The organism is Actinomycetota bacterium, from assembly GCA_035759705.1.
GTDB lineage: Bacteria > Actinomycetota > CADDZG01 > JAHWKV01 > JAHWKV01 > JAJCYE01.
Genome location: DASTUJ010000121.1, coordinates 1 through 13,231 on the forward strand (window position 1 = coordinate 1; position 13,231 = coordinate 13,231).

Here is a 13,231-nt window from a genome sequence, read left to right on the forward strand (position 1 = left end):
CGTCTCCGCCGGCGGCCTGACCTACACGCCGGACGCCGACTACTGCAACAGCCCGCCGGGGACCACTCCCGACACCTTCAGCTACACGCTTAACGGAGGTTCGACGGCGACGGTCTCGGTAGCCGTGACCTGCGCCGACGACCCTCCCGTGGCGGTCGACGACCCGGCCGGTGTGTCCGAGGACTCCGGCTCCAACGTCGTAAGCGTGCTGGGCAACGACACGGATATCGACGGCGGCCCCATCAGCGTGGAGTCGGTAACCCAGCCGGCCAACGGCACGGTCGTCAACAACGGGGGCGATGCCGCCTACACGCCCAACGCCAACTACTGCAACGACCCGCCGGGCACAACGCCCGACACCTTCAGCTACACGCTGAACGGCGGTTCGACGGCGACGGTATCGGTGACGGTGACCTGCGTCGACGACCCGGCGGGGGCGGACGACGACACGGCGACCGTGGACGAGGACTCGCCCCCGACGCCGGTCGACGTGCTGGCGAACGACGGTGACCCGGACGGGGGCGCCGCCCCCACCATCTCCTCCGCAACCGATCCGGCCAACGGCTCGGTGGTCCTCACCGGCGGGTCTCCGGGCGCCCACACGGGCCTGACCTATGAGCCCGACCCCAACTACTGCAACAACCCGCCCGGCACCACTCCCGACACCTTCACCTACACAATCAGCAGCGGAGCGACCGCCACCGTGTCGGTGACGGTGACCTGCGAAGACGACCCGCCGGTCGCAGTCGGGGACTCGCCCACCGTGTTTGAGGACTCGGGGGGGAACACCCTCGACGTGCTGGCCAACGACACCGACATCGACAGCGGGCCGATCTTCGTGGATTCGGTCACCCAGCCGGCCAACGGCACGGTGGTCAACAACGGGACCGATGTCGGCTACACCCCCAACGCCGGTTACTGCAACAGCCCGGTTGGATCCGGGGACACCTTCACCTACACGCTGAACGGCGGTTCGACGGCAACCGTCTCGGTGACGGTCACCTGCGTCGACGATCCCCCGGTGGCGGTCGACGACTCGGCGCCCGCGGATGAGGACACCGCCGCCAGCACAATCGACGTTCTGGCCAACGACACCGACGGCGACGGCGGACCCATCAGCGTGGCGTCGGTCTCCCAGCCGGCCAACGGTACCGTTGCAATCACCGGCGGGGGTACCGGCGTCAGCTACGCCCCCACCGCTCAGTACTGCAACAACCCGCCGGGGACCTCCCCCGACACGTTCACCTACACGCTGAACGGTGGTTCGACCGCAACCGTCTCGGTGACGGTCACCTGCGCTCCGGATGACCCCGCCGTGGACACCACCCCCGGGTCTACTGCCTACACCGAGGACAGCCCGCCCGTGGCGATCGACGCCGGCGTCACCGTTACCGACTTCGATGCCGGCGCAATCATCACCGGCGCCACCATCGCAATCACGAACAACTTCGCCGCGGGCCAGGATGTCCTTGCCCTCTCCGGGAGCCACCCGGGCATCACGGCGGCCCCCCAGGCCGGCAACACACTTACCCTGAGCGGCACCGCCTCGCCCTCCGCTTACCAGGCGGCTCTGCAGGCCGTCACCTACAGCAACCCCTCCCAGGGGCCATCGACCCTGACCCGGACTGTGACCTTCACAGTCACCGACGACACTGCGCTCTCCGGGTCGGCCACCAAAGCCATCACGGTCGCCGGCGTGAACGACCCGCCGACGGCGGTCGACGACACCGGCACCACCGACGAGGACACCTCGCTCAACGTCGCAGCTCCCGGCGTACTGGCCAACGACACCGACGTCGACCCCGGCGACACCAAAACCGTGGTCGCCTTGAACGGCTCGGGGACCCTCACCGGCTCGACCGCCGAAGGCGGGAATGTGACGATCAACGCCAACGGCTCCTACACCTACACGCCGCCGGCAGCCTTCCAGGCCCTCTCCACCGGGCAGTCGGACACCGACTCGTTCCAGTACACGATGGCCGACGGCGCGGGCGCCCAGTCCGCGGCCACGGTCAACCTGACCGTCAACGGCGTCTCGGACGCCCCGACCGCGGTGGCGGACAGCTTCGACGCCATCGGGAACACCGGCCTGTTCGTCGGGACGGCGAAGCCGGCCACCGATGCGGGCAGGGTGATCACCGGCTCGGTCCTGGCCAACGACACCGACCCCGACTCGCCGAGCGCCAGCCTGGTAGCAGAGCCTGTGACCAACGCCCCCACCGCCCAGGGCGGCACCATCACCATCGAGTCGGACGGAAACTTCACCTACCACCCGGATGACGTCGACACCGGCGTGACCGACACCTTCACGTACCGCGTCTGCGACGCTTCACCCTGCAACTCGGGCACCGTGGCAAACGCCACCGGGACACTGAGCCTGCCCATCGCCGGGCAGGTATGGTACGTGCGCAACAACCAGGCGGCCGGCGGCGACGGCACCTCGGACACGCCTTTCGACACCCTTGCCGAGGCCGAGGGCGCCTCCCAAACCGGCGATACCGTTTACGTCTTCGACGGCGACAACACCTCGACCGGCCTCGACACCGGTTACGCCATGGAGGCCGACGAGCGGCTGATCGGCGAGCACTCGCTGCTTTCTGTCGATCCCGACGGCCCGGCGAACCCGCTGCCTCTCTCGTTCCTGTTTGCCGGAACCCCGAACGCTCACCCGACTCTGACGACCACCTCGGCGGAGGACGTTGTATCGCTGGCCGCCGGCGCCATTGTGGTGGGCGTCAACATCGACCCCGGCTCGGGCGGCGGCGGCATCGGCGGAGGCCCCGGGGCGGGCGGCCCGGCAGCGAGCAGCGTCCAGATCGCCAACGTCAACATCATCGACACCGGGACGTTGGGAACCCAGCCGGGCCTGGAACTCAACGGCACCACCCTTTCCAACAGCATCTACGGTCTGGTCGTCAACAACGGCGGCAGTGCAGCCGCCACGGGCGTGCGTCTTCTGAACGCCGGCTCTGTCTTCTTCGATCCGGCCACTCTCATCTCGATCACAACCTCGGGCGCCAAGGCCCTGGACGCCGGCGGCACCAGCCTCACCAGCCAGTTCGACGACATCACCGTCACCGGCTCGGGCACCGGTGGCGTAGCGATGACCAACACCCCGGGCACCACGACCTTCACCAATCTTTCGCTTACCACCACGTCCGGCACGGCCGCCGCTTTCGCTCTGAACAACGCGGGCGCCGTGACTGTCTCAAGCGGCGGAACTTCGAACGTTTCCGCAACCGGCGGACCTGCGATCGACGTCGCCGGCACGAGCGGGGCGACCCTGGCCTTCGACGACGTCGACTCCACGGCCAGCACGACCACGGGCATCAGCCTCAACGGCCTGGGGGCCGGCACGTTCAGCGCCAACGGGTCGAGCCTGGTCTCGAGCGCAACCGGGACCGACTTCAACCTGGTCGGCGGCACTGGCGGGATAACCTACGACGGAACGATCACGGACAACACCGGTCAGCTCGTGAACGTTCAGAGCACGTCGGGGGGCCTTAAGGACTTCAACGGCTCGATCGGCGGAATCGCGGGAGCGGCGGGAGGCAACATCTCTCTGTCCGGCAACACCGGCGCAACGATCCGTTTCGACGGCGGCGTAAACCTTTCGAGCTCCGGGGCCACGCCAGCGCTGAGCGCCACCGGCGGCGGGACCCTGGCGGTCACCGGGACCAACAAACTCGGGACGACCACCAGCACCGGCCCGGCGCTCAGCGTCCTCAACACGACCATCCACGACGACGACCTGAACTTCGAAAGCGTCCGCTCGCTTTCAGCAGCTAACGGGGTCGTTCTCAACACGACCGGGAACTCCAACGGGCGCCTTTTCGTCAACGGCACCGGCGGCACCTGCTCCAGCGCTGCCAACTGCACCGGCGGCGCAATCCAGGGCTCGACGGGGGCGGGCATCGAGCTCACGAGCGTTCCCGGCGGTGCCACCCTCACCCGGGTGGCGGTAACGGGCGGCGGCGACGACGGCATCCGTGCCACCACGGTGCACGACGTCGACCTGTCCGACAGCGTGGTGCTCAACAACGGCAACAGCCACGCCGGAGGAGCGGAGGAACGCGGCCTGGACTACCTGAACGTGACGGCGACGCCGCGGATTGTACGGACGACGGTGTCAGGCTCGGATGACTCGAACGCGCACATACGCAACACGACGAGCACCGCGTCGGCGCTTACCGTCGATCAGTCGACATTCTCCGATTCCAAGTTCAACGCCGGCCTGCGCCTGCGCGGCGAGGGCTCATCGGTTGTGACCGCCAACGTCACCGCCAGCGTGTTCTCCGCGAATGCCGACCCGGGCTTCTCGATGCAGACCGACTCGGCGAACACCGCCTCGCAGACACTGCTTTTCGACAACAACGACGTATCGGGCGGCAGCAGCAACGCGGTCTCCGGCCGCCCCCAGGTCTCGATCAACGTCGACAGCGCGTCCATAGTCAAGGCGACGGTGTCCAACAACGACATCAAGAGCGGCGCCGGGGCAGAGGTGATCCTCAACACCCTGGCGAACCACACCGGCACCTTCGATGCCGAGGTCATCGGAAACGACATCGGCGACAGCCAGCCCGGCGCATTGGATGCACTGGCCGACGGGGGCTCGTCGATCTGGGGCTGGGCACACGGCGACGGGATCACGAGGATGGAGATCCGCAACAACACCATCGCCAACTGGGGCGGCAGGGGCATGGAGCTGTCGCTCAACGACGGCACCGGAGACGCCGACTACACGGTCACCGGCAACGTGCTGTCCACACCGGACGTCTCGGCGAACACCTTCGAGGGCATCTACATCTTCTCGGGTGGGGCCTCCGGGGACGCCAGCGACGTCTGCGTCGACATGGAGAACAACGACATGGACGGCATCGGCCGTCAGGGCGTCTCCGACATCGCGCTGGACCGCTTCACCGGGAACATCCTTCGTTTCGCCGACTTCAACGACACGTCGGTGCCCAATCTGCAGACCAACCTGAGAGGCAAGAACCCGCTGAGCGCCGCCCTGACCGTGGAGACGTTCAGCTTCGGCCCGACCGCCACCACGGACACCGCTTGCGACCTAACTATCGGAACCCCGTAACTGGAAAGGAGAAAGAACTTGGCCGAGCCGTTTCTCGCTGAGATCCGGATCATGAGCTTCGAATTCGCCCCGAAAGGGTGGGCGATGTGCAACGGACAGCTACTTCCCATCAACCAGAACCAGGCCTTGTTCTCGCTGCTCGGGACTACCTACGGCGGCGACGGCCGGACCACCTTTGCCTTGCCGGACCTCCAGGGAAGGGTCCCGATACACACCGGATCGGGCCACACACTCGGAGAAAGGGGCGGCGAGCAGGCCCACACCCTGTCGATCGCCGAGCTCCCCACGCACACCCACACGATGAACGGCTCCCCCACGAACGCCGACCTCGTCTCTCCCGCCGACAACCTGGTTGCGCAGTCCAGCCAGCTTTACGGGCCCCCGGCGCAGCTGACCACCCTCGACCCATCGTGCAACGGGAACCAGGGCGGGTCGCAGGCGCATCTCAACATGCAACCGTTCTTGGGGCTGAATTTCTGCATTGCGCTCCAGGGCATCTTCCCGTCACAGAACTAAGGAGAGGGGTTTCCGATGGCGCAGCCATATGTCGGCGAAATTCGTATGTTTGCCGGGAACTTCGCTCCGGCGGGGTGGATGTTCTGCGAGGGACAACTGCTCCCGATATCAGAGAACGAGACCCTCTTCCAGCTCATCGGCACGACCTACGGCGGGGACGGCCAGGAAACCTTCGCCCTTCCCGACCTGCGCGGGCGTCTGCCGCTTCACCGGGGAGGCAGCTTCCAGCTTGCGGAGAAGGGCGGAGCCGAGGAGATCACGCTGACGACGCAGCAAATCCCGGCTCACACCCACCCGCTGGTCGCCACGACGGCCGCAGGTAGTGCTGCCAGCCCGCAAGGCAGCGTGCTCGGCTCGAGCGGGTCGTCGAACGTCTACCGGCAGGGACCGGCCGGGACGGCGCTTTCGAACCAGGCCGTGGCGCCGGTCGGCGGCTCCCAACCGCACACCAACTTCCAGCCCTACCTGTGCATCGACTTCATCATCTCTTTGTTCGGGATCTTCCCGAACCCGACCTAGGAGCCCCGATGGCCGATCCATTCGTTGCCGAGATCAGGATCTTCCCGTTCAACTTCCCGCCCAAAGGGTGGGCGTTCTGCAACGGGCAGCTGATGCCCATCTCGCAAAACACCGCACTGTTCTCCCTGCTGGGTACGACCTACGGGGGCGACGGCAAGTCAAACTTTGCGCTGCCCGATCTTGAGGGCCGGGCGCCCATGCACCCGGGCCAGGGGGCCGGGCTGTCGCTCCACGACCTCGGCGAAACCGGCGGCTCCGAGACGGTGACCCTGCTCGAGAGCGAGATCCCGGCTCACTCCCACACTGTGAATGCCAGCAACGGACCTGCGAACCTGCAGTCTCCGGCAGCCGACCGCGTGCTGGGCCGTGCGAACAACAACGTCTACCACACCCCGGACACCCTGGTTGGGCTGGACAACCACGCACTCACGCCGGCCGGCGGCGATCTGCCGCACAACAACCTGCAGCCCTACCTGACGCTCAACTTCAACATCGCACTACAGGGCGTCTTCCCGCCACGAACCTGACCCGGTTGGACGCGGCTCTGCGCCCGGTTCAGCCGGGCGACGAGCCATTCCTGCTGTCCGTCTATGCAGGAACCCGGGAGGAGGAGCTTTCCCGGGTTCCGTGGCCGGCCGAACAAAAGGCTGCGTTCGTCGCGCAGCAGTTCGCCGCCCAGACGGCGCACTACGCGCAGCACTATCCGTCGATGGGCTCCCACGTGGTTCTGGTCGGCGGCGTGCCGGCCGGGCGCCTTCTGGTCGCCCGCTGGACCTCCGAGATCCGGATCGTCGACATATCGCTCCTGCCCGGGTTCCGGGGCCGAGGGGTGGGTTCCCGCCTGCTCGCCGGACTCCAGGAGGAGGCGGCGGCGGCCGGTAGGAAGCTCAGCATTCACGTAGAGAAGTTCAACCCGGCGCTTCGCCTTTACGAGCGCCTTGGGTTCCTACCGGTGGAGGACAAAGAGCTGTACCTGCTGATGGAGTGGGGGGTGGACGAAGGGGCCGGAGCCGCTAGGTGAAGATCGCCTGGTAGCGCATCCGGCCGTTCTCGGCCCCCAGCGGCACCAGGAAAAGCTCGAAGGCCCCAAGGATCTCGTTCGTCACCCGGTAGGTGGCCTGGCCCCATACCGGCTCGGGGGGCGCCAGGAACATCAGGCTGAAAGGGGCCCTCCCGGAATCCCCGCCCGGCCCCACCACCGCAACCTCGGCAAGCTCGGTTTCAAGCCGGTGCTCACCGATCTCAAGGGTGAAGGTTTCGCCGGTTCGGGGCTCGAAGCTGCCGGCGGTGAAGGATTCAAGCACGGGAGGATTCTAAGGGACGGGCTCCCGGCGGGCGGCTCCGAGGCCGAGCCAGCCCGCGATCGTCACGGCAGAGACCAGATGGGCGATATCGACCGCGGCGTTCGAGTTGATGAAATTGAGACCGGGCTCGGCCCGGAACCACGTGACACCGGCAAGGCCGAGGAGCCCCAGGACAACGGCTGCGACCCACCCGGCTCGCAGGCCCGGCCCCTCGCCCCGGAAGCCGGCGTTCACCATCCACCAGCCGAGCGCCAGATGGACAAGGTTCTGCAGCGGGTTCACCTCGAAGATCGTCAGGGTGTCGCCCCTGGGGGCGGCGAACCCGTCGAACCCGGAGACTGCGAAGCCGACGGTGCCGAGGATCGTGTAGATGAGGCCGAACACCACCGCCACCTGGCGGCCCCGTGAAAGAGGCGCGAACCCGCTAAGCACCGGCTTCGACCGCCGCTTTCTTCTTCGGCTTCAGCCCACGCTCGAACCGGGAGAAGATCAGGACCAGCAGCGCCAGCACCACCGACAGGGACAGCACCCACAGCGGGCGCACCGCCCACCACGTGGGGGTTCCCGTCTCCGGCTGGGGGAATCCCAGCGGGTACAGCACGCCCACGGTGATCAGGACCGCAGTCTGGTGCCACAGGAACATCGTCATGATCATGACGTTCAGGGCAATCACCTTGGCCCAGGTCCGGTTGCGTGCCAGCCGGCGGTTGAACGGCTCCCTCAGCAACATGGCAAGGCCGACCTGCCAGATCGTGAGCAGCAGGATGCAGATGGTCGGCGGGTTGGTGTTCGACCGCTCGTTGACCAGGCCGACCATGCTTGCGGAGTAGGGGCCGTACTTCGTGGCCAGCACCAGCAGGGCCAGGCCGCCCGCGGCCATCGCCCCGAAGTACTTCGGCCCCAGCTTCACCAGCGAGCCTTCGGCATAGAAAAACCCGATCTGGTGGGCGAAGAGCCAGACGAAGAAGTAGTTGAGGTTGCCCACGATGGGCACGTCTAAGCCGAACTGCAGGAGGTCGACGACCACAGCTCCGAGAGCCAGCCCGGCGGCAGCCTTGACGCCGTACCTGCGGTGGAGCTTCAGCATGGCGGGCGCCAGGCCGATCATGATCAGGTAGACGCCGAGGAACCACAGGGGCCGGGTCAGCAGCTCGAACGCCAGCTCCAACTCCCGGTCCGAGAAGCCGGAGAAGACGTCGATGGCAATCGCAATCGGGATCCACACCGCGAGGTAGACCGCGGTCGGCCGGAGCAGCCGGTCCACCCGGGAGGAGATGAACCCGGCGTAGTCGCCGCCTTTGCGTCCCAGGGAGTCTAGGGTCACCAGGTTGGCGAAGCCGCCGACGAAGAAGAACAGGGGCATGACCTGCAGGATCCAGGTCGCGATCCAGATGCCGGGGATCTCGTGCAGGGCGTTGACTCCGCTAACCGCCCCGTCCTCGAGGTAGACGCTGGCGATGAGCCAGTGGCCCAGGACGACCACGCTGATGCTGAAGGCACGGAGGAAGTCGACGTAGCGGTCCCGGCTGGCCGGTGTCTTTTCAGCCAGGGCCAGGAACGGCCGGCGGCGCCCGGTTGGGCGTTCGGAATCCGGTAGGGAACTCACTGGAAGTATCATAGGGGCGCCGGGTGCGATGCACGCTCCCACCCTGACGTTACTCAAATCAGTCTTTACAGGAGGTACTTTTGGACGTTACCGAGATGATGGAGTCCATGCAGGAACTCCTCGAGAAGAACGCCCCGGAGGAGATGGAACGGCCGGGCAACATCGTGACAGCCGGCATCATCGTCGCCGAGGACGCGGTAAAGAAGGGCCTGGTCAGCGGCCCGCTCTGGGACGAGTGCGGCAGCCACCTGCTGGCCGCCCACTACGCCTACTTCAAGAACATCCCGATCGGGACATTCACCGCGCCGTTCATCGGCATGAAGTTCCGGGAGATGCAAAAGGCCAAAGGGGAGACTCCGCTTAGCCCGCCCTGCCAGCTCTAAGTCTCCTCTGGCGTCGGGGGCGGGTGGATCCTTCACCGCTCCAAAAGCCAAGTCGCTTGTGAAGGACCACCCGCCCCCTCCTTTGGCCCCCTCCCAGGCAGGGCCGGGACCTAGGACTCCGGTGCGGGCCAAAAGCTTTTGTATGGGAGGCCGACCTGGAGCGCCCAGTTCAAGACCTTCTAGCTCGCTCTTCCTTCTCTCGGCGGCAGGATCAGCAGGCTCAGGCCCAGGCCCACCAGGCCCGTCCACATGATGGACCCCGCCCATAGCTCCGGCGCCCAAACTATCCCGTCCGTCATCGCCAGGGTCGCCGTATAGGTGCCCCAGAGGGCTACCGGTGCGAACGCCGCGAACGCCCGCAGCGCGTTCGGTTTGTCCGTCGCCGGCTTCAACGCTGCCGCTGCGACGTCTGCCAGCAACCCACCCGCCACCGCGGCGCCTATCAACTCGGGCTTAGTGAACGCGTTGATGCCCTGGATGACCGCAGCCACCAGCCCGAACATCAAGGCGCAGGAGCCGAAGTGAAGCCTCCAGCGGCGCAGGATCAGCAGCAGCGGCGACATCACGATCACGGATGAGACCAGGAACGCGGCCACTCCTCCCCTCTGGCTCAAAAAATTCATGTAACCGGCATCCGGACCGAAACCCAGGTCGGCCGCCAGATCGGTCTGATAGACCGGGGAGAGGTACAAGAACATGAAGGATGTGAATCCGGCGGCCAGAGATGCGGAGAGCAGCACGGGGCTGAACGCTTTGATGCTGGTGTGGACCGCCGGGTCGTTGCGTCTCCAGGCCGCCCGGAACGGGCTGGTCACAACAAGGAACAGCCCTGCGTACAGCATCAGGTGGGTGGGGCTCAACAAAGCGTCGATGTCCACCTCGATGCCGAAGACCACATGCCAGATCATGTCCCCTACACCGCCGATCCCGAACAGGACCAGGCCGGCGACCCCCAGCTCGTAGCCGAGCGGTACGGACTGGGTCAACGTTCGGCCGGGGGTCCTCCGGCGCACAGTGGACCACGCGATCCAGGTGGCAGTCGCGGCGAACCCTGAGTAGAACAGGGCATGCCAGGGGGTGAAGAACGTTTCCAGGCCGCCCAGGTTGGTGTGGGCCCACCCGTCCACGGCGATCCCGGCCAGCACCCAGGTGCACAGAAACATCGTGAACATGTCGCCGCCCCAGCTCATTACGGGGCTATGGGTTCCGGCGGCAGGGTCTTTCGTCGACGCGGCCGGCACGGTTGTGGACATCAGGCTCCTCCCCGGGAAGCGACCGCCTTCCCCGTCTCGATCAATAGCTCTGCCGCCTTCCGGCGGGTGGCTTCCGTATCCGACCCGAGCATCGTGGTCAGCTCCGACACCCTGCCCTCACCCTCCACCGGCACCACCTGGGTGGAGGTCCGGCCGTCTTCGACCTGCTTACGAACCGACAGGTGGCGGTCACCGAAGGCTGCTATCTGCGGCAGGTGGGTGACCGCAACCACCTGGTGGTGGCGGCCGAGGTCCCAGAGGCGGCGGCCGACGGCCTCCCCGACCCTACCCCCGATGCCGGCGTCGATCTCGTCGAACACCAGGACGGGAACCGCGTCCGCCTGGGACAACACCCCTTTGATCGCCAGCATGAGGCGGGAGGTCTCGCCCCCCGATGCAATGGTGGCCAGCGGGCGCAGCGGTTCCCCCGGGTTGGAGGAGATCACGAACTCGACTCGGTCGACCCCGGTGAGGTCGAACTTCAGCGGGCCCCCCGCCGGAACTTCATCCGGCGCTTCGGCCGGCAGGGACGCGACGATCCCGGCGGCCGGTCCGGCAGCGCCGGGTTCCAGCCCGGCCGGGTCCGGCGACAGTCCGAACGACACGCCGAGGCGGGCGCCCTCCATGCCCAGTCCGTCCAGCTGCTCCTCGACCGCCGTCGTGAGCCTGCGGGCCGCGTCCCGACGCGCCGCCGACAGCTCCGCAGCCAGAACTGCCGCCTCCGATCGGAGTGCACGCACCTGCGCCTCCAGGTGGGCCACCGAAGAGTCGTGGCTGTTCAGGCGGGCAAGCTCGGTGTTGGCCCGGGTCTCGAACTCCAGGACCTCCTCCACGCTGTCCCCGTACTTACGCTTGAGCGACGAGATCAGGTTGAGGCGCTCCTCGATGTCCGCCAGCCGGTGCTGGTCGTACTCCACCCCTTCGGCGAAGTCCCGCAGGTCCCGGACCAGCTCGGTGAGCTGCAGGGCCGCGGTCTCGGCGGTGTGGCGGGCGGCGCCCATGTTCGGGTCGATCCTCTCCAGCGCCGCCAGCGACTGCACGGCCCGGCCGATCATCTCCACCGCGCCCGGCGCACCCGCCTCGTCGCTGTCCAGCGACGCCTGCGCAAGGCCGACCAGCTCGTGGATCCGAAGGGCGTTGACCCTGAGGGTCCGCTCCCCGGTCAGGGCCTCCTCCTCGCCGTCCCGCAGGCCGGCGGCCGAGATCTCCTGCGCCTGAAAGGCCAGCAGGTCCTTGCGGCCGGCTGCGTCGGCGTGCTCCTGCTCGAGGGCCTGCATCTCCTTGCGGGTGCGGGTGAGGGTACGGACGACGCCGGCGTACCGGGCGCGCAGCGCGGTGACCCCGGCGTAGCGGTCCAGGAGTTCGACGTGCTCCGACGGGCGGAGGAGCGAGAGGTGCTCGCTCTGCCCGTGGACGTCCACCAACAGGTTTCCGATCTCGGCGAGCTTGCGCTGGGGGAAGGCCCGGCCGTTGACCCGGCAGACGCTCCGGCCGGAGGCGTTGACCTCGCGGGCTACGATCAGCCCGTCGGTGGCGACATCCAGGTCGAGCATCTCGGACAGCACCGCGGCGACCTCCGGGGCGACCTCGAATATCCCCTCGACGTAGGCCTGCTGCTCGCCCGCCCGGATGGCGCCCGGGTCCGCCTTGTCGCCCAACAGCAGCCCGAGGGCGTCCAGGATGATCGACTTGCCGGCACCGGTCTCGCCGGTGAGGACGTTGAAGCCCGGCCCGAAGGCCACCTTGAGCCGTTCGATCACGGCGTAGTTGGTTACGCTCAACTCAACCAGCATGGGTCCTATCGTAAGGGCAAGTAGTGACAGCCTCTGTGCTACGTTGGACTTGGAGACACATTTGGAAAAAACAAAGGAGATTTGATGCCCAGGCCTTGCGGCGAGTTCAAAGCCAAGTGGGAAAAACGTCCCGACAAGCCCGGGGTTCTGACCGTCGTCGGCGAGTGCAACGTGGCCGCCACGCACCGGATCGTCCTCGAGCCCCACGACCCCCCGAGGGACGGCGACGTCTTCCTGCTCGACCTGAAGATCAGCCTGCCCTCCGGCAAGCCCCCGACCTACGTCGAGAACCGCGCCACCCTCACCTTCAGCCACAAGGAGTACACCGAGGACCCGCCCGAGCGCGTGCACATCCTCGACGTGAACTCCGAGGAGGACCCGAAGGACGAGTGGCTGATCCCGGTTCGGATCCTCAACCAGGCTCTGGCGAAGGTGGGCCCCGACGGCACCAAGTGGACGAAGATGGAGCGGCCCGACCGCATCTGATCCTCGACCGACAGGAATAGCCGGTCGCTTGGGGCCGTTGACTGAGGACACACCACGGACAGGAGTTAGTCAATGCCCCAGTTCAAGTGAGTCGACGTCGGAGCTTCCTGCAAGGGTCATTTCGCCGCGGAGAACACTGAGGACCTGTTGAAGGTGGTCTCGGAACACCTGAAGACCAAGCACAAGATCAACATGCCGAGCCGCACCATCCTCAACTTCGTGGCCAAGAACACCAAGTAGCTCCCGCCCCCGGTTCGGGGGCCACTAAGGCAAACTAAAGCC

Annotated in this window: 12 protein-coding genes and 1 pseudogene; 8 read left to right on the forward strand and 5 right to left on the reverse strand. The window is 66.8% G+C overall.

Annotated features, from left to right (window positions below; all coding sequences use genetic code 11):
• The 5 genes from VFV09_08305 to VFV09_08325 all read left to right on the forward strand — a co-directional run.
• Positions 1 to 5,089: Ig-like domain-containing protein (locus VFV09_08305; GenBank protein HEU4867714.1), on the forward strand; the 5,089-nt coding region annotated here is incomplete at its 5' end.
• An 18-nt stretch (positions 5,090 to 5,107) separates the two neighbouring features.
• On the forward strand, positions 5,108 to 5,605 hold the full coding sequence (locus VFV09_08310) for a tail fiber protein (protein HEU4867715.1): 498 nt from the start codon (positions 5,108 to 5,110) through the stop codon (positions 5,603 to 5,605).
• Between the two features lie 15 nt (positions 5,606 to 5,620).
• The gene (locus VFV09_08315; GenBank protein HEU4867716.1) at positions 5,621 to 6,124 is read left to right on the forward strand and encodes a tail fiber protein; all 504 of its coding nucleotides are present in this window, start codon (positions 5,621 to 5,623) and stop codon (positions 6,122 to 6,124) included.
• Positions 6,125 to 6,132: 8 nt separating this feature from the next.
• On the forward strand, positions 6,133 to 6,651 hold the full coding sequence (locus tag VFV09_08320; protein HEU4867717.1) for a tail fiber protein: 519 nt from the start codon (positions 6,133 to 6,135) through the stop codon (positions 6,649 to 6,651).
• Between the two features lie 5 nt (positions 6,652 to 6,656).
• Positions 6,657 to 7,145: a GNAT family N-acetyltransferase gene (locus VFV09_08325; GenBank protein HEU4867718.1), complete on the forward strand. Its 489-nt coding sequence runs from the start codon at positions 6,657 to 6,659 to the stop codon at positions 7,143 to 7,145.
• Here the strand turns inward: VFV09_08325 and VFV09_08330 are convergent.
• The 3 genes from VFV09_08330 to VFV09_08340 are packed head-to-tail and all read right to left on the reverse strand — an operon-like array spanning position 7,138 to position 9,034.
• Complete coding sequence (locus tag VFV09_08330; protein ID HEU4867719.1) at positions 7,138 to 7,428, reverse strand: hypothetical protein; 291 nt, start codon at positions 7,426 to 7,428, stop codon at positions 7,138 to 7,140. The two genes, VFV09_08325 and VFV09_08330, sit on opposite strands and share 8 nt — an antisense overlap.
• Positions 7,429 to 7,437: 9 nt before the next feature.
• Positions 7,438 to 7,860, reverse strand: a complete 423-nt coding sequence (locus VFV09_08335; GenBank protein HEU4867720.1) for a DUF4383 domain-containing protein — start codon at positions 7,858 to 7,860, stop codon at positions 7,438 to 7,440.
• Positions 7,853 to 9,034 carry an acyltransferase gene (locus VFV09_08340; protein HEU4867721.1) on the reverse strand — a complete coding sequence of 394 codons (1,182 nt, stop codon included), beginning with the start codon at positions 9,032 to 9,034 and terminating at the stop codon, positions 7,853 to 7,855. The genes VFV09_08335 and VFV09_08340 overlap by 8 nt, the downstream gene beginning before the upstream one ends.
• Before the next feature lie 80 nt (positions 9,035 to 9,114).
• Here VFV09_08340 and VFV09_08345 point away from each other — a divergent pair, with 80 nt between their 5' ends.
• Positions 9,115 to 9,417 (forward strand): hypothetical protein, encoded by a 303-nt coding sequence (locus VFV09_08345; protein ID HEU4867722.1) that lies wholly within the window; start codon positions 9,115 to 9,117, stop codon positions 9,415 to 9,417.
• A 179-nt stretch (positions 9,418 to 9,596) separates the two neighbouring features.
• Here VFV09_08345 and VFV09_08350 read toward each other — a convergent pair whose 3' ends face one another.
• Positions 9,597 to 10,670 carry a hypothetical protein gene (locus VFV09_08350; GenBank protein HEU4867723.1) on the reverse strand — a complete coding sequence of 358 codons (1,074 nt, stop codon included), beginning with the start codon at positions 10,668 to 10,670 and terminating at the stop codon, positions 9,597 to 9,599.
• On the reverse strand, positions 10,670 to 12,463 hold the full coding sequence (recN, locus tag VFV09_08355) for a DNA repair protein RecN (protein HEU4867724.1): 1,794 nt from the start codon (positions 12,461 to 12,463) through the stop codon (positions 10,670 to 10,672). The genes VFV09_08350 and recN overlap by 1 nt, the downstream gene beginning before the upstream one ends.
• A gap of 84 nt (positions 12,464 to 12,547) precedes the next feature.
• Here recN and VFV09_08360 point away from each other — a divergent pair, with 84 nt between their 5' ends.
• Complete coding sequence (locus VFV09_08360; protein HEU4867725.1) at positions 12,548 to 12,949, forward strand: hypothetical protein; 402 nt, start codon at positions 12,548 to 12,550, stop codon at positions 12,947 to 12,949.
• A 105-nt stretch (positions 12,950 to 13,054) separates the two neighbouring features.
• Positions 13,055 to 13,189: pseudogene (locus tag VFV09_08365) on the forward strand (DUF1059 domain-containing protein).
• Positions 13,190 to 13,231: the final 42 nt, after the last annotated feature.